This is a genomic window from Aquimarina rubra (assembly GCF_042684305.1).
GTDB classification, from domain to species: domain Bacteria; phylum Bacteroidota; class Bacteroidia; order Flavobacteriales; family Flavobacteriaceae; genus Aquimarina; species Aquimarina rubra.
In genome coordinates, this window is the sequence record NZ_JBHULE010000035.1 from 700,220 (window position 1) to 720,131 (window position 19,912).

Annotated in this window: 18 protein-coding genes; 5 read left to right on the forward strand and 13 right to left on the reverse strand. The window is 34.5% G+C overall.

Features of this window, described 5'->3' with window-relative positions; translation table 11 throughout:
• Window positions 1-152: 152 nt before the first annotated feature.
• Genes ACFSR1_RS22935 through ACFSR1_RS22955 form a run of 5 tightly spaced genes read left to right on the forward strand, consistent with a single transcriptional unit; the run spans window position 153 to window position 4,992 of the window.
• Window positions 153-446 (forward strand): hypothetical protein, encoded by a 294-nt coding sequence (locus tag ACFSR1_RS22935; RefSeq protein WP_378295357.1) that lies wholly within the window; start codon window positions 153-155, stop codon window positions 444-446.
• The gene (mutL, locus tag ACFSR1_RS22940; RefSeq protein ID WP_378295358.1) at window positions 447-2,324 is read left to right on the forward strand and encodes a DNA mismatch repair endonuclease MutL; all 1,878 of its coding nucleotides are present in this window, start codon (window positions 447-449) and stop codon (window positions 2,322-2,324) included.
• A gap of 6 nt (window positions 2,325-2,330) precedes the next feature.
• Entirely contained in the window at window positions 2,331-3,083 is a 753-nt protein-coding gene (locus tag ACFSR1_RS22945) for a rhomboid family intramembrane serine protease (protein WP_378295359.1), read from the forward strand.
• The gene (locus ACFSR1_RS22950) at window positions 3,083-3,973 is read left to right on the forward strand and encodes a rhomboid family intramembrane serine protease (RefSeq protein WP_378295360.1); all 891 of its coding nucleotides are present in this window, start codon (window positions 3,083-3,085) and stop codon (window positions 3,971-3,973) included. The genes ACFSR1_RS22945 and ACFSR1_RS22950 overlap by 1 nt, the downstream gene beginning before the upstream one ends.
• 2 nt (window positions 3,974-3,975) lie before the next feature.
• Entirely contained in the window at window positions 3,976-4,992 is a 1,017-nt protein-coding gene (locus ACFSR1_RS22955) for an endonuclease/exonuclease/phosphatase family protein (RefSeq protein WP_378295361.1), read from the forward strand.
• Window positions 4,993-5,053: 61 nt separating this feature from the next.
• Here the strand turns inward: ACFSR1_RS22955 and ACFSR1_RS22960 are convergent, their stop codons facing one another.
• The 13 genes from ACFSR1_RS22960 to scpA form a co-directional block, all read right to left on the reverse strand.
• Window positions 5,054-5,827, reverse strand: coding sequence for a M949_RS01915 family surface polysaccharide biosynthesis protein (locus ACFSR1_RS22960; RefSeq protein ID WP_378295362.1), 774 nt, complete (start codon window positions 5,825-5,827; stop codon window positions 5,054-5,056).
• A gap of 77 nt (window positions 5,828-5,904) precedes the next feature.
• The gene (locus tag ACFSR1_RS22965; RefSeq protein ID WP_378295363.1) at window positions 5,905-6,213 is read right to left on the reverse strand and encodes a DUF6122 family protein; all 309 of its coding nucleotides are present in this window, start codon (window positions 6,211-6,213) and stop codon (window positions 5,905-5,907) included.
• Window positions 6,213-6,836 carry a WbqC family protein gene (locus ACFSR1_RS22970; protein WP_378295364.1) on the reverse strand — a complete coding sequence of 208 codons (624 nt, stop codon included), beginning with the start codon at window positions 6,834-6,836 and terminating at the stop codon, window positions 6,213-6,215. Before ACFSR1_RS22970 ends, ACFSR1_RS22965 begins: the two co-directional genes overlap by 1 nt.
• A gap of 1 nt (window position 6,837) precedes the next feature.
• Window positions 6,838-7,524, reverse strand: coding sequence for a signal peptidase I (gene lepB / locus ACFSR1_RS22975; protein WP_378295365.1), 687 nt, complete (start codon window positions 7,522-7,524; stop codon window positions 6,838-6,840).
• A gap of 3 nt (window positions 7,525-7,527) precedes the next feature.
• On the reverse strand, window positions 7,528-9,096 hold the full coding sequence (lepB, locus tag ACFSR1_RS22980; RefSeq protein WP_378295366.1) for a signal peptidase I: 1,569 nt from the start codon (window positions 9,094-9,096) through the stop codon (window positions 7,528-7,530).
• A gap of 63 nt (window positions 9,097-9,159) precedes the next feature.
• Window positions 9,160-9,858 carry a 4-hydroxy-tetrahydrodipicolinate reductase gene (dapB, locus tag ACFSR1_RS22985; protein ID WP_378295367.1) on the reverse strand — a complete coding sequence of 233 codons (699 nt, stop codon included), beginning with the start codon at window positions 9,856-9,858 and terminating at the stop codon, window positions 9,160-9,162.
• A gap of 28 nt (window positions 9,859-9,886) precedes the next feature.
• Complete coding sequence (locus ACFSR1_RS22990) at window positions 9,887-10,489, reverse strand: DUF5683 domain-containing protein (protein ID WP_378295368.1); 603 nt, start codon at window positions 10,487-10,489, stop codon at window positions 9,887-9,889.
• A complete protein-coding gene (locus ACFSR1_RS22995) occupies window positions 10,479-11,384 on the reverse strand; it encodes a ParB/RepB/Spo0J family partition protein (protein WP_378295369.1) in 906 nt (301 codons plus the stop codon). Before ACFSR1_RS22995 ends, ACFSR1_RS22990 begins: the two co-directional genes overlap by 11 nt.
• A 6-nt stretch (window positions 11,385-11,390) precedes the next feature.
• Window positions 11,391-12,155: a ParA family protein gene (locus ACFSR1_RS23000; RefSeq protein WP_378295370.1), complete on the reverse strand. Its 765-nt coding sequence runs from the start codon at window positions 12,153-12,155 to the stop codon at window positions 11,391-11,393.
• A gap of 137 nt (window positions 12,156-12,292) precedes the next feature.
• Window positions 12,293-13,504 carry a hypothetical protein gene (locus tag ACFSR1_RS23005; protein WP_378295371.1) on the reverse strand — a complete coding sequence of 404 codons (1,212 nt, stop codon included), beginning with the start codon at window positions 13,502-13,504 and terminating at the stop codon, window positions 12,293-12,295.
• Window positions 13,505-13,651: 147 nt separating this feature from the next.
• Window positions 13,652-16,519, reverse strand: coding sequence for a M16 family metallopeptidase (locus tag ACFSR1_RS23010; RefSeq protein WP_378295372.1), 2,868 nt, complete (start codon window positions 16,517-16,519; stop codon window positions 13,652-13,654).
• A 295-nt stretch (window positions 16,520-16,814) separates the two neighbouring features.
• Window positions 16,815-17,696: an SDR family oxidoreductase gene (locus tag ACFSR1_RS23015; protein WP_378295373.1), complete on the reverse strand. Its 882-nt coding sequence runs from the start codon at window positions 17,694-17,696 to the stop codon at window positions 16,815-16,817.
• An 85-nt stretch (window positions 17,697-17,781) separates the two neighbouring features.
• Window positions 17,782-19,911 carry a methylmalonyl-CoA mutase gene (gene scpA, locus ACFSR1_RS23020; protein WP_378295374.1) on the reverse strand — a complete coding sequence of 710 codons (2,130 nt, stop codon included), beginning with the start codon at window positions 19,909-19,911 and terminating at the stop codon, window positions 17,782-17,784.
• Window position 19,912: the final 1 nt, after the last annotated feature.

Here is a 19,912-nt window from a genome sequence, read left to right on the forward strand (position 1 = left end):
ATCAGTACTCGCTCTTATACGCTATTTTTTCTGAATATCAGAAACGGCATGATCCTTGCTGTTAATATCTCAATGTTATTGTAATGCTAAAAGCTTTAGATTACTATGCATTTTAAGTATATTTGAATCATATAAAAAGAAAGGAGTAGCACGTGAAATTAAGTATCCCTAAGAGAAAAACAAACCGAAGATATAACTATACTCCAAGGTATTATAAAGGAAAGAGTGAAGGGAATATCTACGATTTTGAAAATAGAATTACTAAATATCGTGAAACCCGAAATGCAATTGACTTTGGTTCTCAATGGAGCGAAGATCGAAAATCAAGCCGTAATAGAGGAAACCGTGAAATAAACAAAAGAGTAGTTTATATAGCAATCGTACTCATTTTTATCTTTTTATATTTAATAGATTTTGATTTATCCATATTTACTGCCGGACGTTAAATGTCAGATATCATCCAATTATTACCGGATCACGTAGCCAACCAAATAGCTGCCGGAGAGGTAGTGCAAAGACCAGCATCTGTAGTCAAAGAACTATTAGAGAATGCCATCGATGCAAAAGCTACACATATTAAATTAATTGCGAAAGAAGCTGGGAAAACACTTATCCAGGTGATAGATGATGGCGTAGGTATGAGTGTTACCGATGCAAGACTTAGTTTTGAAAGACACGCTACTTCCAAAATAAAATCAGCAGAAGATCTTTTTCAATTGAATACCAAAGGATTTCGAGGAGAAGCACTAGCTTCTATCGCTGCGATTGCTCATGTAGAATTGAAGACGAAACAGGAAGAAGATGAAGTTGGAACAGAAATAAAAATTGAAGGAAGTGAGGTGACTTCACAAGAAGTTTGTGTTACTCCAAAAGGAACTTCCATCTGTGTAAAGAATTTGTTTTATAACATCCCGGCACGACGTAATTTTCTAAAATCAAATGCGGTAGAACTGCGACATATTATTGATGAATTTCATCGGGTTGCTATGGTGCATCCGGATATAAAATTTGATATGTATCATAACGGTAGTGAAGTTTTTAGTTTACCGGTTGGTAATTATCGTCAACGTATCGTGCACATTTTTGGAGGAAAAACCAACGAAAAATTAGTTCCAGTTGATGAAGAAACAGATTTAGTAAGTATTACAGGATTTGTGTGTAAACCTGAATTTGCAAAGCGAACTCGCGGAGAACAATTTTTCTTTGTTAATAACAGATTTATTAAAAGTGCATACCTCAATCACGGAGTGAATTCTGCTTTTGAAGGATTATTGAAAGAAAAAACACATCCTAGCTATTTCATTTACCTCACAGTAGACCCTACATCAATCGATATTAATATTCATCCTACCAAAACTGAAATTAAATTTGATGATGAGCATGCGTTATATGCAATGCTTCGTTCAACAATAAAACATAGTTTGGGGCAATTTAATGTAGCACCAGTGCTTGATTTTAACAGAGATGCATCTATGGATACTCCTTATGAGTATAAGAGTAAAGCTGTTAAAACTCCAACTATAGAAGTGGATCGAAGTTTTAATCCGTTTAAAGAAGATAAGCAGGATAATTCTTCATTTTCTTCTACAAAGAGTTATGCCAATTTTAAGAAAGAATCCGCCGGAAGCTGGGAAAATTTGTATGCAGGTTTAGATACTTCAGAAATACCGTCTAAACCAACCGAGAACAATTTTTCTTCGATAGAATTTGAAAGTTCTGAGGTGACGGGTTCTCTATTCGATAAGAATCAGAATGCAGAATTAGAGCACAATACAACGTATCAATTAAGAAGAAAGTATATAGTGACTACTATTAAAAGTGGTATGGTGATTATCCATCAACATAGAGCGCATCAGAGAATATTGTATGAAGAGGTATTACGTAATATCACGATGGCTAGTGCTGTGAGTCAACAATTGTTGTTTCCTTTAAAGTTGTCTTTCTCCAAGCAAGAAATTCAACTATTAAAAACTGTTCAGGAACATTTAGAAAATACCGGTTTTGTTTTTGGAGAGATTGGGGGAGAAGAAGTTTCGATTTCTGGAATTCCTACAGTGACCACAGAGAGTGAAGTTTCTGTGCTTTTGGAGAAATTAATTAGTGATATAGAACAGGAAGTACCTGATAGTGGATTTTCGTTAACAGATTTATTAGCAAGATCAATTTCAGGTAGTATTGCGGTAAGAACCGGTGCAGATTTGGCAAAAGAACAACAGCAGCATATTGTGAACAGTCTTTTTGCTTGTACAGAACCAACAGTAACACCGGATAATAAGCCAACTTTCATCACGTTAACAGTAGATGATATAGATAAAAAATTTTAAAAGTAGATGGGGAGAATTACAGATACAGTAAAGACTTTATTAATAATCAATGTGATCTTTTTCGTTGGGACGTTGACTTTGGGAGATACGGCTTTTCGATTATTTGCATTATGGTTTCCAAAGAATGAGAATTTCCAGATATGGCAAATTATTACGCACATGTTTATGCACGGTAATACAACACATATTTTTTTCAATATGTTTGCTTTGTACATGTTCGGAAGCCATATGGAGAATTCGATTGGACAAAAGAAATTTCTATTTATTTATTTTTCCGCTGGGTTAGGAGCAGTTGCATTTCAATTATTGTTCACATATTTCCAATTTATGCCTGGTTATCAGGCTTTTATTGATGCAGGATTAGCAAACGACCAGATTCTTGATTTATTTAGAGGGACTTCCACTATTAATCTTTCTAGTTATGATATTGATGCTTCTGAAAAAGTTATTGAAAATTTTAAAGACGCTTATCATACTCCAATGGTTGGTGCTTCTGGGGCTATTTTTGGAGTGTTAGCAGCGTTTGCGGTTGTTTATCCAAACCTTCCATTATATTTGATGTTTATACCAGTTCCTATTAAAGCGAAATACTTAATTGGCGGATACTTCTTATTTGATTTGTACTCCGGAATAATGGGTGAAGCGGTTTTAGGTCCATCTAATGTTGCTCATTGGGCACATATTGGAGGAGCAGTTATAGGGTTTATTACTATGTGGTACTGGAAAAAGAATTCGTTTAATCAAAATCGTTGGAATTAATGTCACAGATAGACGATTTAAAACTAAAGTTTAAGAGGTTTACGATCATTGAGAAATTGATCGTTATCAATGTAGTTGTATTCGTGTCCTTTTACCTTATAAATACATTTGCCTTTTTATTCAATGCATCAAGTGGTTTTTTGTTGGACTGGTTTGTTTTTCCAAAGGAGTTCGATAGTTTCTTAACACAACCTTGGTCGATAATTACCTACGCCTTTTTACACAGTGGTTTCTGGCATATAGCATCTAATATGATTATTCTTTACTTTTCCGGCAGATATTTTGTAACATATCTTACGGGAAAGAGAGTATTGACTGTTTATTTTCTAGGGGCAATTTTTGGTGCTTTGTTGTATATGGTGTCTTATAATTTGTTTCCCGCGTTTTCGGAAATAGGGAATTCTGTTTTATTAGGGGCTTCTGCTTCTGTTATGGCAATACTCATTGCAACAGCAACGTATATACCTTATATGAGTGTACGTTTAATGTTTATTGGTAGTGTTAAATTCTGGTGGATCGCTGCTTTTTTTGTAATATTAGACATTATCCAAATTCCGGCAGGTAATGCCGGAGGTCATATAGCTCATCTTGGTGGAGCGTTGTTTGGATATTTGTATGCAAGTCAGCTCAAAAAAGGAAAGGACATAGGTAGCTGGTTTGAGAAGCTTATGGATTCTATAGCAAGTCTTTTTAAACCCAGAAAGAAAAGTCCATTAAAAACAGTGCATAAGGCTAAGAAAACCAAAACAGCTAGAAAAGCTACCACTACAAAGACTAATAACCCCAATCAAGCGCAAATAGATGCTATACTTGATAAAATCAGTAAAAGCGGCTATGATAGCTTAACCAAACAGGAAAAAGATTTTTTGTTTAAAGCGGGTAAAGATTAGTTATGAGAAAAGTAGTTAATAAGGTCATATTCTTTGTCAATTCCTTGGTTGCTTTTGCCTTATTGATGTCCTATCTATTACCCTATGTGTCTCCGCAAACGTTCCCACTATTATCGGTATTGAGTCTGGCTGTTCCAATTTTAATAGTGATTAACGTTTTATTCTTTTTGTACTGGGCTATACTCTTAAAACGTAAGATGTTATTGTCTTTAATTGTATTGATTTTGGGAATCTCTCATGTATCTTCTTTATATAAATTAAGAGGGAAATCCTCTGATGAAATTGATAATACACTTTCACTCCTTAGCTTTAATGTTCATGCGTTTAATCGGTTTAAATGGATCGATTCTGAAGAGATACCTAAAGACATTTCCTCTCTGATAAGACAAGAAAATCCAGATATATTTTGTGCTCAGGAATTTTATCATAATCCTGATATTGATTTTAGCCAGTATGATTACAAGTATGATCATTTTCATCATAAGAGTCAAGAATTAGCCTTGGTGATTTTTTCTAAATACCCTTTTCTAAATAAGGGCTCACTAAATTTTAAAAAAACAGCAAATAATGTAATTTTTGCGGATATTCTTTTGCCTTCCGATACGATCAGAGTATATAATGTTCATCTGCAATCCCACGGTATTAGTACCAAAACTAATGATTTGGCAAAGGCAGATTCCCAAAAGTTATTTAAACGAATACAGACCTCTTTTAAAAAGCAACAAAGTCAGGCAGAACAACTCATTGCCCATATGAAATCATCACCTTATAAAAATATTGTAATGGGTGACTTTAATAACACCGCATACTCATATATCTACGATAAAATAAAGTCAGAAAACCTACAGGATACGTTTAAAGAAGCAGGAAAAGGGTTCGGAAAGACTTTTAATTTTGAATTATTTCCAGCCAGGATTGATTTTATATTAGTCCCGGACGATACAGAGGTGGTTGCTTTTAAAAGTTTTGATTTAGAACTTTCTGATCATTATCCAATATTTTCCAGAATCAAGCTCTAATTTTTGTTTCCTACAATTATAACCAAGATGTAATTATTACAAGAGAACGACCGTCTGGTTATTACATTTTCTCTAAACGTGTAGCTTTGTTTTGCATATCTTTTTCCCAACCTTCAGCAAAAAATGCGTGTCCATTTTTGATCATAAGCTTCATTTTTTCTTTGACAGCTTCTTGTATTGGTACAGGAAAATTGTAAAAATTCTTGCCGATTTTGGTGATTCTTCCATCGGCAATTTCACTATTCTGATGTTTGATGGTTACTCTTTTTTTCTGATAATAGGTCACAATTCTTACTCGACCATCTTTATATCCATTTTGACCGGTAGTACCATACACTATTATTGGATCTATCATACCATCTTTATCAAGATCTGATAGTTCTGAATATTGATTCCAGAAACCAATCGAAGTTTCCCAATCTTGATCTATTTCACCTTTGATTGTCGACCTTTTTTTAAATTTATTATTATTGTTGATTAAATTCAGGGCATATACGTTATCATACAAGGTGTCTTTCTCTTCAGTAACGGCTTTTTTATGATCCGTTAATAATAAATAATATTCATTAGAATTATCTTTATATGTATACGCTTGATATACAGAGTTAGAGATACCTAATTGAATTTGTCTCCTGTCACTAAAAATAGTATTCATTTCCTTTTTAGAAAGTCTCCGAGCCAGTGTTGTGTCCATTAGGATTGTGGCATGCCTTTGTATTGGTAATGCAGTAACAACTTCTGGTTTGGTAGTTTCAGAGTTTTCTTTTGGTTCTTTAGTTTGTTTTCCACAGGAAAGAATAACTAAAAAAGAGCTGTAAAGTATAATTTTTCGCATACATCAGAAGGATTAAAAAAGAAATGGGTTGTATTAGTTTTGTAATAAATATAAAAATATTTTTTAAATACCTATACTTACATCATCCAACAATCTAATTGATCAGTTAGAATATGCCATAATAACGCTAACCCTATAATTCTTGTCTTTTTCGGAACTAGTAATAAACCATAACCAATAATCGCATAAACGCTATGCAAAAAATGAAAGCCAATACTACACCGGTTGGGATTAAAAATTGGATTGGCAAATAAATGATCTAAATCTATGAACATCGTTCCCAAGAATACAAGGTACACTTTTTTCCATTGTCTAGGAAAGAAAATAAGCGCAATGAACAGAGGGACCACAAAATGAAAGCCGTAGTGAATGACAGTTCGTAACATTAGAAAATCGATTGATTCTCCAGATAGGACAACGCACTCGTTCCTTCATTGAATAGTAAATCTAAAATAGAAAGATTAGGAAGAAACTCAAGTTTGTCAGAAAACACTTGAATATACTCGGCGAGTTTGTGCTGTTTTTCTTTTTTGGAGTTCACTAAGATTCTTAGATCAGTCAGATCTTTGGGGTCTTTTTGATAGGTTTTTGTTTTTGTATAAGGGATGTCTAATTGCAAGCAATCTAACATCACCTCCATGCATTCATAATTAAAGTCCAGGAGGAACTCTTTTCTTTTTTCGAATAGATGAACCAGCTCATCTTCATAATACTCAAAAAATGGAGAAGTACGATAGGCAGATTGCATCGATTTCCAATGAAGCATTTGCCATTGAAATTCATTTTCTATTCGTACATCTTTATATAATTGTTTACTTCCGTTACCTAAATGTTTTATGGGTATGGTTAATAAAAGCTTGCCATTGGCACCATAGATATAGGTTCTGTTTCGATAGGTCTGTTTTTGGTAATTATCCTGATTTTCGAAAACGATGGCATTGGATTGCGCTATTGCAGCATATTGTGCAATAGATCCAAAGTACATAGGGTGGAGTAGGGTGGTTTTCATTTTAAAATCTAATCGCTTTGCCAATAATTTGTCCCTGTAGAATTGGCCCTAGGTATCTAGAATCGTGAGAATTGTCTCTATTATCCCCCATTACAAAATATTCTTTTTCTTTTAATATTAATGGTCCAAAATGATCCTTATTCCATTTTTTATTAAATATTGAAAAAATAAGCTCATCAAATTTCTTTTTATTCTCAATGATGCGATAATTTCCTAGATCATTAATGTTTGCGATATTTTTTGGAATAAATAAAGTAACAGAATCTTTATTTTGAAAGTAATAAGGCATTCCGTCATACATATTCAATAGATCTTGTTTAATTACTTCTGCCATCTTAAATGGAACTCTATACTTATGAGCTAAATTAAGGGAACTATCCACAAGATGCTCATTGATAAACAGTTTTCCGTTTTTAATTTCCAAAGTGTCACCAGGGATACCTACTAATCTTTGGATTATTTTACCTTTACCGAACAGAGAATCTCCCACTTTGAATGTTACAAAGTCTAATCGATTAGGCTTAATAAGAGAAGAAACAAGCATTCTACTTCCGACAGGTAATGTTGGAGCATTTGCAGTACTTGCATTTCTATAATATCTGCACACATCTGTGCCGTACGCAATAAATAGAAAAATACTAATTACCAGAACACTTAAACCAACAAGTATTTTGCTATTTCTGTTCATATACTAACTTGCCTTCTTCTTTTTTCTATACTTACTGAAAATGATCCAACCAGCTAATACAATCAGGAAATAGTAAAAATAGGATACAGGTTTTCCATTACCTCCTACTGTAGTAAATAGACGTTCCCATCTTATTTTATTAAAAAGTCCTTTGGCATCACTATCCCAGCTCATCCAGATAAAAACAGGTTTTCCTACGATATGATTTGCGGGAACGTAACCCCAGGCTCTGCTATCTTCACTATTATGACGATTGTCACCCATCATCCAATAATAATCTTGTTTAAACGTGTAGCTGTCGATAGGGTTTCCATTCAATAACACTTGAGTTCCATTAACAGATAATTTATTGTCAATACCCATTTCAGAACCTTCGTATACTTCTATAATTCTTCTATATAAAGAAAAGCTTTTTAGGTCCATTTTTACCGTTTTACCAGCTTCCGGAATATAAATAGCTCCAAAATTATCTCTGTTCCAATTTACTTTTCCGTTGTTAGGAAATATACCAGGCTCCTTTATGCCTTGAGGTTTAATAGCTCTATCAAGACTAGCTACATTAGGATGATTTTTAAATTTGGCAGCAGCTTCATTGGTTAAACCACCAGACTGAAATATTTCGTTGTTATAGCCAAATTCATTTTGTTTGATCCTGTAGCGCTTGTACAGGTTGTCCATATTAAAACTTTTACCTTTTGTACGCCCCTCATATGAAAACTGTAACTGGGCTCTATCCGGTAATTCGGTTTGTTTTCCGTTGATATATACATACCCATCTACTACAGATAAAGAGTCGCCCGGTATACCTACACAACGTTTTACATAATTCGATTTTTTGTCGATTGGTTTATACACATGAATTCCGGAAGGATCTCTAAAGAAACGTACAGTATCTACGGGCCAGCTAAATACTACAATATCATTACGCTTAATGTTTTGGAAACCAGGTAGTCTAAAATATGGATATTGTATATCGCTATTGTACGATTTGGTTTTTACCAAAGGTATGGTATCGTGAACCATAGGAAAAGAGATTGCGGTCATCGGGGTTCTGGCACCGTAATGAAACTTACTTACAAACAAGAAATCACCAACCAATAAGGTTCTTTCTAAGGATCCTGTTGGTATAGTATATGGCTGCATAAAATAGGTGTGTACCAAGGTTGCTGCGACCACAGCAAAAAGAATAGAGCTGATCCATTCTCCTGTCCCGGTTCTTGGTTTTAGATCTCTATCCTGGACATAAGTAACATCCAGCATATAATTTACATAATAAATATATAGGCCTAAGGTTACGATCACTAAGATGGTATCAGTGGTAGAATTTTTGCCAAAACTTCTGATGGTTTCTACCCATACAACAGGAAGCATAATTACGTTGATCACAGGAATAAATAACAAAATAACCCACCACCAAGGGCGATTGATTATTTTCATTAATATTACAGCATTGTACACGGGTACTGCTGCTTCCCAGGCTTTTCTTCCTGCTTTAATATATAATTTCCAGGTTCCTAAGAAATGTACTACCTGTATTGCCAGGAAAAAAATAAACCATTCTGATAGTGTCATTATTCTATGTTTTAAGTATAAGTGTATATAACTATAAAAGTGTTACACTTTTTAATTTGTTGATTATAATCCCAGAACGTCTTTCATGTCAAAAACTCCTGTTTTACCGCATAACCATTCTGCAGCAACTACTGCCCCAAGCGCAAACCCCTGACGATTATGTGCAGTATGTTTAATTTCTATATCATCCACTTGGGATGTATAAGTAACGGTATGAGTACCGGGAATGTTTTCGATTCTTTTAGCTACAATAGGGATGTTTTTTTCGTCTCCTTTATCTAGTTGCCAGCCATTTTTATCTGTGTTTTCTATAATGCCTTCTGCCAATGTAATAGCCGTACCGCTAGGTGCGTCTAATTTTTGAGTGTGATGAATTTCTTCGATATGGATGTCGTATCCTTCTATGGGACTCATCATTTTAGCTAATTTTTTATTTAATTCAAAAAACAAATTAACTCCTAAGCTATAATTCGATGCATAAATGAAACCACCTTTTTTTGCATTACATAATGATATGATGTGATCATAATGATCCAGCCAACCTGTTGTTCCCGAAACAATAGGAACTCCTGCATTAAAGCAGTTTGTAATATTTTCAACTGCTGCAGAAGGAATACTAAAATCTATAGCTACATCAGCGGCAGATAGATCATACTCTTTGTCATCCTTGTCTACTTTGAGTACGATAGTATGTCCTCTGTCGGTTGCAATTTTTTCTATGGTTTTACCCATTCTTCCATATCCTAAAAGAGCAATATTCATATTTTTTTGGTGGTTGTTGGTTATAAGTCTAAAAACTATAATTTAATGACATCCCATAACTAGGTCTTACATCAAATTGGTTGAAATTTATTTTAGGTTTGAAAGATAGATCTTTTGAAACGTTAAATTGCTGAAGGTGAGCGGTTACATTTGCGTCGATAATATTGAGAACATACAACCCTACGGTAATTAGCAACGATAATTCCTGATCTTTTCTAAATCGTCTTTGCAAATCAATTAATTGATCATCTGAAAAATCGGGAAACTGCAAAGAACTAGGGTCCTCACCGGATAACCTTGCTTTATAAACATCTCTCAAGTCATTGTAAATGGCATTATTATCAAGGTAAAAGTATATTCCGGCACCTAAAGCACCATATACAATCGGTATTTTCCAGTATTTTCCAGTATACGCTTGTCCTAATCCCGGTAAGATAGCAGAATAAAAAGCCGCTCGGGCAGGAGCCAAAGGTTCGTAGGGTCTTATTTTCTTATTTCTTTTTTTCTTTTTTTTCACGGCTACTTCTTCTGTAACAACTTTTAGTTCTTCACTCTCATTTTCTTCTTGAGAAAAGCAAGTATGAACACAAAAAAACAGGAATAGAATAATATAAAAAGACTTAGTTTTCACTATCAATAAGTTTCTTTAGGCGTTTAAAATCTTCTTCTGAAGAAAATGGGATTATTAACTTCCCTCGTCCGTTACTGGAAACCTTCACGTCAATCTTCGCTCCAAAATATTCAGAAAAATCTTTGATTCCTTTTAAGATATATTGAGGAGCTTTACTTTCGGTTTTCTCAGTTTCAGTTTTTTCTTCTTTATTATTTAAAGACCTAACTAATTTCTCAGTGTTACGAACGGATAAAGAATCTCCAATAATTTTTTCATAAATATCCAGCTGTTGTTGCTGATCTTCTATATTGATCAATGCTCTACCGTGTCCCATCGAAATAAACCCATCCCGTATTCCGGTTTGTACAATAGGGTCTAATTTTAATAATCTCAAATAATTAGCAATAGTAGATCTTTTTTTACCTACTCGATCACTTAATTGTTCCTGAGTTAATTTAATCTCATCGATCAATCTTTGATATGATAAAGAAATCTCGATAGGGTCTAAATCCTGACGCTGTATGTTTTCTACCAGTGCCATCGTTAAGGATTCCTGATCGTCTGCAATACGAATATAGGCAGGGATCGTTTTTAATCCAACTAATTTTGAAGCACGAAAACGTCTTTCCCCACTTACTAACTGATATTTGTCAAAATCTAATTTTCTTACTGTAATTGGCTGTATTACACCTATCTCTTTAATAGAAGTAGCAAGTTCCTGAAGTGTTTCGTCATTAAAACTTGTACGTGGTTGAAAAGGGTTCACCTCAATACTATTGAGATCCAATTCAATTATATTTCCAACTACTTTATCAGCGTTTTTATCATCTGCTGATTTTATGTCATTTTCCGGATCTTTAAGTAAAGCCGATAGTCCTCTACCTAAAGCTTGTTTTTTAGTTGCCTTCGCCATGAATCCTTAACTATTTTTCTTTATAATCTCGTGCGCCAAACTTAAGTAATTACTCGCACCTTTACTAGCAGCGTCATAATTTATTATGCTTTCACCATAACTTGGTGCTTCACTTAAACGTATATTACGCTGAATGATTGTTTTAAAAACCATTTCATTAAAGTGTTTCTGTACCTCTTCAACTACTTGATTCGATAATCGCAATCTCGAATCGTACATGGTTAGTAATAAACCTTCAATATCAAGATGTTGGTTATGGATTTTCTGAACACTTTTAATTGTATTTAATAACTTACCTAATCCTTCTAAGGCAAAATATTCACACTGAATCGGAATAATTACGGAATCTGATGCTGTTAGTGCGTTTAAGGTCAGTAATCCGAGTGAAGGTGCACAGTCTATTAAAATATAATCGTAATCAGATTTAAGTCCCTCTATTGCTTTCTTCAGCATATACTCCCGTTCATCTTTATCAACAAGTTCAATCTCGATAGCTACCAGATCGATGTGAGCAGGTATGATATCTACATTGGGAGAGTTAGTTTCTAAAATTGCTTCTGCAGGTTTAATAGTGTGTTCCAGAATCTGATAGGTTCCTTTTTCAATACTTTCTACATCTAAACCCAATCCAGAAGTCGCATTGGCTTGTGGATCAGCATCTATTAGTAATACTTTTTTCTCTAATACACCTAGAGAAGCTGCTAAATTTACAGAAGTGGTTGTTTTACCAACACCACCTTTTTGATTGGCAATCGCTATTATTTTACCCATTGGGGGAGATTTGGATTTTAAGCGATAAAAATACAATTAATTATACATTATAAAAATGAAAAATATCAACAGTGCTTAATAAAAAAGAGACCATCAGTGTTGACGGTCTCTAAGCAATCTTTATTTCGAAATTAAAATTATAATTTAAAATTATATCCTAGCTTTAATGAGAAAGTATTACTTGCATAGGTTGCACCAACATAGTCTAAGAAATCACCTATTCTCTCGTAAGCTAGTTTTAGGGTAAGATCATTATGCTCAAGAATCCTGTATTGAATGCCTAGCTCAATTGCAAAACCTGAAGAACTTTTTTCTATCGGCACATTAAAATCCTCATATAAATACTCTTCATTTCCTACGTCGTCAATTCTTAGATAAGCGGAGTCTACGTTTAACAAGCGACTATTAATATAAAAAATGCCTAAACTGGTATTTATTTTTCTTTTAGATTGGTTAAAATTATAGTGGATACCAAATTTCATATTTATAGTTTTAGGGTTTATTTTGGTAATCCTATAATTTCCTATTAGTACCTCGTCATTTCTGAAATATGCAGTTTCGGAGTTTATTTGATTGTATGATGCGCCAATTGAAAGGGAGGTTTTTGAATTAAATAAAGTTGGTGTGTATAAATAGGTTGCCCCAAAAGTAGGGGTTAATGAATTACTAAATCCTTTTCCTCTTACCCGTTCTCCTTTTTCAGCTATTCCTGTAGCGTTTAATCCAGCTTCAATAGTTATGATATGAGAATCTTTTCTACTTAATCTTTCGGATTTAAAAGTAGTATTTTCCACGCAATCATTATATGCGAGGAAAGCCTTGGATAAGCTGGTTAAAGTTAATTTGATGTTATTGATATTAGATTTCATGATTTGGCAATCATTAAATTCAAGATTTAATATTCCAAGGTATCTTTTTAGTTTGAATTGTCCTTTACTTAAATCTCCTTGATTCTTGATAATTACATCTAATTCCTTCAAGCCTGACTTTTCAGATTTTAGAAAATACCTTTTATTACCGTTTTCATCGTTGTATAGAAGTAGATTTGCTTTTCCCTCAACTATGACTTCCATGAAAACAGGTTTGAAGTTAATTGTCTCAGTAATTACTTTTTTGTCAATCGCATCGAACAAGTAATATGAAATCTGATTAGATGTAATTGAGTTGACTTGGCTATTCTTTGATTCCTTAAAAAGAATTGTGTTATAATCTTTTTTGTTAAAAAATTGAATCAATCCTTTTTGCTCTTCACCGTTTTTTAAACGTATAATGCCTGGTTCAAATTCGTTTTGAGCTAAAATGATGGTACTTACTAATAAGGTAATTAGGAAAGTAATCGTATTCTTCATAGTTGTTATTTGTTAAATGTCCTTTTTAGTAAGTGTCCAAATCAAAGATATGTTACCAGAAAACCTTTAAAAATTTATAAAAAAAATACAGGGTGTTTTAAAACACCCTGTATTTCAGATTTGTAAGAGCAGCTTTTGTAAAACCTTTTATTGTTTTTCTGGCATTAATATACCTAAAACATATCCGGTATCTACATATTTTTTAGCAATTTTTTGGATATCTTCCTTCGATAATTTTTTAATGGTTTCGGTATAGCTTTCTCCATCTTCTAAAGGAATTCGATTATAATCTGCATTTTGAAGGCTTCCTAACCAAAACGAATTTTGCTTACTTTTTTCCTTGTAATCTAACAATCTAGACTCTTTAATCTTATTTAGATCTTTGTCTGTAGGACCTTCGCTTATAATTGTTTTCACTTCGTTAATGGCGGCATCCGTTAGTTTTTTTACATTTTCTGGTCCACAAGGGAAAGATATTGCAAATCGATATCCGCTATAACCACCCGAAGGGGCAATTTTATACATGTTTCCTCTAGCTCCTACACCGTATACACCGCCTTCTTCTTCTCTAAGTTTTTCTATTAACTTAATGCTTAAAATTTCGCCTAAAGCTTCTAATTGAAGCGCTTCATTTTTGTCAAATGCAGTTTCACCTCTCCAAATAATATTTACTGAACTTTTAGGGTCCTTACCTTTATATACGGTTTTTTCGTGTGCACCAGATATTGGTCTAAAATCGTTTGTTTTGTAAGTTTCTTTTCTTCCGGCTTCCGGTAAGCTACCTATATATTTTTCTGCAAAAGCTTTTAATTTCTCTTCATCAATATTACCGACAAAATAAAAATTGAAATCACCAGCTCCTGCAAATCTTTCTCTGTATTTTTCATACGCGAGATCATAATTGACAGCATCAAGTTTTTCAGGCGTTGGGAATCCGGTGTATCTCGGGTTTTTTCCGAACTGGAATTTATTAAATTCTTCTCTGAAATAATTCTGGGGATTCGATAAATAGTTCGCTAAAAAACCTTTCGTTTTTTCTTGGTCTGATCTGAAAGCTTTTTCATCTTTGTTAACATCAGTGAAATAGAGGTGTACTTGCTGGAATAGAACTTCCAAGTCTTTAGGAGTTGCAAAACCGTTGAATCCTTCTGATACATTATTAATATATGGACGGACATTTGCAATTTTACCCGCCATAACTTTGCTCATATCGTTGAGTGATAATCCTCCTAATCCGGTTTGTGCGATGCTACCTAAGCCAAAAGAAACTTGTTTGTAATCTTCAATAGAAAACAACGAACTCCCCCCGTAACTATATGCAGAAAATAGAATTTCATCGTTTTTGAAGTCAGTTTTCTTATAGGTGATTTTCGCTCCATTACTTAGTTCTAGAACGGTGTAGCCTAGTTTATCATTAGTTTTAGAAGCAATAATTTTGCCTGGTTTAGGTGCGTTTTCTATAAGGTTTTCTCGAACTTCTTCATCTTTATAGTCTTCGATTGCTGAAGTTTCTACATCTTTTAGTAGCGCAAGAATCTCTTCTTTTGTTACTTGTTTTAACCCTTCCTTTTCTGGTCCCGTCATTACAACAGCTCTATTGTCATCATGCAAGAAATCTTTTATCAATGCATTCACCTCTTCAAGACTGATCGTTGGTAATTGCGTCATGGTATATTGGTATTCCCATTCGATTCCGGGTATGGGTTCTTGCTCTAGATAATTATTGATATACTCTCCGACAATACGGGCAGATTCTCTTTTGTCTTTATCTTTATATTGTTTTTCCCAATTAGCAGAAATTTCCTTTTTTGCACGTTCCAATTCACTCGCTTTAAAACCATACTGTTGTACTCTTTTGTTTTCTTGAAGAATGACCTTTAAAGCTTTTAATTGGCCTGTTTCTGAGGTAAGTGCAAAGGATTGGTATGCATCTCGATTTCTAGCAAAAGTTCCGCTGTGACTACTTCCTGCAAATACAAATGGTGGATTAGGCTTATTTCGTAATTCGTTTAAACGACTGTTCATCATTTGAGTGAATACTCTTTCTACAATGGCTTTTCTATAATCGTTAGTAGTTTCCATTGGTTTAGAAATCTCTTTATCCTTATACATAAGCCTCACAATAGAATTAGAAGCTTCTTTATCTGATACTATTGCGATAAGTGTTTCTTGATGGTTTGGAGTGTCAAAAGACTCTCTTTTTTTTGGGTTTTCAGGCATTTTAATACTACCAAAATGGTCTTTTATTTTTTGCTCTAAAGTGGCAACATCAAGATCACCCACAGCAACAACAGCCATTAAATCGGGTCTGTACCAATCTTTGTAATAGCTTCTTACATCCTCATACTTGAAATTTTCTAATATTTCTTTTGTACCTATTGGTAAACGTTCAGAATATTTAGAATTATAAGCAATAATTGGTAAGTATTTTTGCAACATACGCTCGTTAGCTCCTTTACCAAGTCGATATTCTTCTAGAACAACACCTCTTTCTCCATCAATTCCTTCTTCTGTCAACTCTGCGTTGTGCGCCCAATCTTCAATAATCTGAAATCCTTTTTCTAGTTTTTCAGGATCATCACTTGGAATAGGAAGAATATAGACGGTTTGGTCAAAACTTGTATATGCATTAAGGTCTGCACCAAATTTCACACCAATGGTTTGTAAATAATCAACAAGATCATTCTTTTTAAAGTTCTTGGTTCCATTAAAGTTCATGTGTTCCATGAAGTGAGCAAGACCTAATTGATTTTCGTTTTCCAGAATGGATCCGGCATTCACAACTAACCTTAATTCTACTTTATCTTCTGGTTTTCCATTATTACGGATATAATAGGTAAGACCGTTATCTAATTTACCTACTTTAACATTAGGGTCTACCGGGATTTTATCTTCCTTTTTTACGTCTGTAGTTGTTCCTAATTCCTTAGCAGTAGCTGATTGTGCAATTCCAGAAAGTGGAATACTACATAAAAAGGCCCCAATAAATGTGTTGAAAATTATTTTTCTGTTCATTGATGAATTATTATTGTTAATGATTTCAAAAATAGGTAAAACTTATAACATTCAACTATTTTTTTAGTTGAATGTAAAACAAACATCCTTATTCTGGAAAAAGGCATAACCAATTAGGTTTTTGTTACCCTTAATACTCTCTTTAAGAGTATTTCAGTAGACGATTATCTACTAGTAAGTGTTTAACAGCTAGTAAATGTTACCCTCTAAAATCGTAGTTTTTTCAAAAAAAAACTGAACATCAGTTGAAAACACTGATATTCAGTCAATTTAAATTTTATTTTTTAAGTGTATTTTATTTATTCTTTTTTGCGCGAATCGCAGCTTCTAGCATATCCCACATTTGTTCAGGAACTTGATCTAATAAATTAAACTGTCCGGCTCCTTTTAACCATTCTCCACCATCTAGAGTGATTACTTCACCATTGACATATGCAGAGAAGTCGGAAACAAGATAGGCGGCCAGATTTGCTAATTCTTGATGCTCTCCCAAACGCTGTAAAGGTACTTTTTTAGAGAGGTCGAACTTATCTTTCATATCACCAGGCAGCAATCGGTCCCAGGCACCTTTGGTAGGAAAAGGTCCGGGTGCAATCGCGTTAAATCGCATTCCGTATTTTGCCCATTCTACAGCTAGTGATCTGGTCATTGCTAACACTCCAGCTTTTGCGGTTGCACTTGGAACAACATAAGCAGAACCTGTCCAAGCATACGTAGTTACAATGTTTAATACATTTGTGTTTTGATATTTTGTGTCAATCCAATGTTTTCCAAAAGCGAGGGTACAGTTTTTTGTTCCTTTAAGTACAATATCGATGATGGTATCAAAAGCATTTGCCGATAAACGTTCTGTAGGAGAAATGAAGTTTCCAGCTGCATTATTTAATAATACATCTACAGATCCAAACGCTTCTAAAACCTGATCTCTCATAGCTTCTACCTGATCATAATGTCTTACATCACACTGGAGTGGTAGGCAAGTACCTCCGGTTTCTGCTTCTAGCTCTTTTGCGGTGCCTTGTAGTTTTTCGAGGTTACGAGATGTAATAGCCACTTTTGCACCAAGCTCCATAAAATACTTGGTCATAGACTTTCCGAGTCCGCTACCACCTCCGGTAACTACAATGTTTTTTCCTTCCAGCGCTCCATCTCGAAGCATTTTATCAGTATAGCTCATATGTTTTATATATTATTATATCATTATTTTAAGGTGAAAGTTACAATTTATATTTAAAATACTATGCACGCATAGTATTTTAAAATTATTCTAATGTTGAAATTAATATATCAAGTATGGTGATAGCTGCATCACTAATTTTGGTTCCGGGACCAAATATAGCTACGGCACCTTCCTGAAATAAGAAATCATAATCATCCGGCGGAATAACTCCACCTACAATCACCATGATATCTTCTCTTCCGTACTTTTTTAACTCTCCTATGATTTGGGGGACCAATGTTTTATGTCCTCCGGCTAATGAGGAAACTCCTACGATATGTACGTCATTTTCTACCGCTTGTTTAGCAGCTTCTGCCGGAGTTTGGAACAGCGGCCCTATGTCTACATCAAAACCAACATCTGCATAGCTGGTCGCAACAACTTTTGCGCCACGATCATGCCCATCTTGTCCCATTTTTGCAATCATTATTCTTGGTCTTCGGCCTTCGAGTTCAGCAAATCGGTTGGCCAGTTCTCTAGCTTTATTAAAAGACTCGTCATTTTTTATTTCTTTTGCATACACTCCTGTAAATGTTTTGATTTCTGCTTTATATCTTCCAAACTCTTTTTCTAGAGCGTCACTAATTTCTCCTAAGGTTGCTCTCAATCTAGCAGCATCTATAGCTAAAGCTAACAAATTTTTCTCATCATCTTTGGCGGCTTCGGTTAAATCAAGTAAAGCTTTTTGTACGGCTTCTTCATCCCTCGAATCTTTTACTCTTTTTAGACCGTCGATTTGCTGGTTTCTTACGGCTTCGTTATCGACTTTTAAGGTAGTAATATGTTCTTCCTCTTCCAGCTGAAATTTATTAACTCCAATGATTAGATCTTGTTGACTATCGATTCTAGCTTGTTTACGTGCAGCTGCTTCTTCGATACGCATTTTTGGAATTCCGGCCTCAATGGCTTTGGTCATTCCTCCTAATTCTTCGACTTCCTCTATAAGTTTCCAGGCTTTTTCTGCAATTTCGTTAGTCAAAGATTCAACATAATAACTTCCTGCCCATGGGTCTACAGTGCGTGTGATTTGTGTTTCTTCCTGAAGGTATATTTGCGTATTTCTGGCTATTCTAGCAGAGAAATCTGTGGGTAGCGCAATAGCTTCATCTAATGCATTGGTATGTAAACTTTGTGTTCCTCCAAAAGCCGCGGCACTGGCTTCTATGCAGGTTCTTGCTACATTGTTAAAAGGGTCTTGGGCGGTTAGGCTCCATCCGCTGGTTTGACAGTGTGTTCGGAGCATCAGGGATTTTGGATTTTTAGGATTGAACTGTTTGATCAATTTTGCCCAAAGCATACGAGCAGCACGCATTTTGGCAATTTCCATAAAATGATTCATTCCTATTGCCCAGAAAAATGATAAACGAGGAGCAAACGAATCCACATCTAAACCTGCTTCAATTCCTTTTCTGATATATTCAAGTCCATCTGCCAGTGTATATGCCAATTCAATATCACAAGTAGCTCCTGCTTCTTGCATGTGGTATCCTGAAATACTTATCGGATTGAATTTTGGCATGTTTTTAGAGCAATATTTAAAAATATCACTGATAATTCGCATAGACGGAGTAGGTGGGTAGATGTATGTATTACGCACCATAAATTCCTTTAAAATATCATTCTGGATAGTTCCTGATAGTAATTTTTGATCTACTCCTTGTTCTTCTGCTGCTACAATATAGAAAGCCATTATGGGCAGTACAGCACCATTCATGGTCATAGAAACTGACATCTTATCTAATGGTATTTGGTCAAAGAGCACTTTCATATCTTCTACAGTGTCGATGGCAACTCCGGCCATTCCTACATCACCAAAAACTCTTTCGTGATCACTATCATATCCACGATGAGTCGCAAGGTCAAAAGCTACAGACAATCCTTTTTGACCGGCAGCCAGGTTTCTTCTGTAAAATGCATTACTTTCTTCTGCTGTGGAAAATCCGGCATATTGCCTGATTGTCCAGGGTCTTCTTACGTACATAGTAGAGTAGGGACCGCGTAAATAAGGAGGAATTCCTGCTACAAAGTTAAGATGATCAAGGTTTTTTATATCCTCATAATCGTATTCAGACTTTATTTCAATGCCTTCTGAAGTAGTGAATGTATTTAATTCTGAATTCTGAATTCTGAATTCTGAATTAAGTGTTATATGTTGAATATTTTTTCTGGTCATT

What these genes read in the sequence shown, in the direction of transcription:
- mutL (WP_378295358.1), top strand. Translation starts at nt 447, where the DNA reads ATGTCAGATATCATCCAATTATTACCGGATCACGTAGCCAACCAAATA.
- ACFSR1_RS22945 (WP_378295359.1), top strand. Translation starts at nt 2,331, where the DNA reads ATGGGGAGAATTACAGATACAGTAAAGACTTTATTAATAATCAATGTG.
- ACFSR1_RS22950 (WP_378295360.1), top strand. Translation starts at nt 3,083, where the DNA reads ATGTCACAGATAGACGATTTAAAACTAAAGTTTAAGAGGTTTACGATC.
- ACFSR1_RS22955 (WP_378295361.1), top strand. Translation starts at nt 3,976, where the DNA reads ATGAGAAAAGTAGTTAATAAGGTCATATTCTTTGTCAATTCCTTGGTT.
- ACFSR1_RS22960 (WP_378295362.1), bottom strand. Translation starts at nt 5,827, where the DNA reads ATGCGAAAAATTATACTTTACAGCTCTTTTTTAGTTATTCTTTCCTGT.
- ACFSR1_RS22965 (WP_378295363.1), bottom strand. Translation starts at nt 6,213, where the DNA reads ATGTTACGAACTGTCATTCACTACGGCTTTCATTTTGTGGTCCCTCTG.
- ACFSR1_RS22970 (WP_378295364.1), bottom strand. Translation starts at nt 6,836, where the DNA reads ATGAAAACCACCCTACTCCACCCTATGTACTTTGGATCTATTGCACAA.
- lepB (WP_378295365.1), bottom strand. Translation starts at nt 7,524, where the DNA reads ATGAACAGAAATAGCAAAATACTTGTTGGTTTAAGTGTTCTGGTAATT.
- lepB (WP_378295366.1), bottom strand. Translation starts at nt 9,096, where the DNA reads ATGACACTATCAGAATGGTTTATTTTTTTCCTGGCAATACAGGTAGTA.
- dapB (WP_378295367.1), bottom strand. Translation starts at nt 9,858, where the DNA reads ATGAATATTGCTCTTTTAGGATATGGAAGAATGGGTAAAACCATAGAA.
- ACFSR1_RS22995 (WP_378295369.1), bottom strand. Translation starts at nt 11,384, where the DNA reads ATGGCGAAGGCAACTAAAAAACAAGCTTTAGGTAGAGGACTATCGGCT.
- ACFSR1_RS23000 (WP_378295370.1), bottom strand. Translation starts at nt 12,155, where the DNA reads ATGGGTAAAATAATAGCGATTGCCAATCAAAAAGGTGGTGTTGGTAAA.
- ACFSR1_RS23005 (WP_378295371.1), bottom strand. Translation starts at nt 13,504, where the DNA reads ATGAAGAATACGATTACTTTCCTAATTACCTTATTAGTAAGTACCATC.
- ACFSR1_RS23010 (WP_378295372.1), bottom strand. Translation starts at nt 16,519, where the DNA reads ATGAACAGAAAAATAATTTTCAACACATTTATTGGGGCCTTTTTATGT.
- ACFSR1_RS23015 (WP_378295373.1), bottom strand. Translation starts at nt 17,696, where the DNA reads ATGAGCTATACTGATAAAATGCTTCGAGATGGAGCGCTGGAAGGAAAA.
- scpA (WP_378295374.1), bottom strand. Translation starts at nt 19,911, where the DNA reads ATGACCAGAAAAAATATTCAACATATAACACTTAATTCAGAATTCAGA.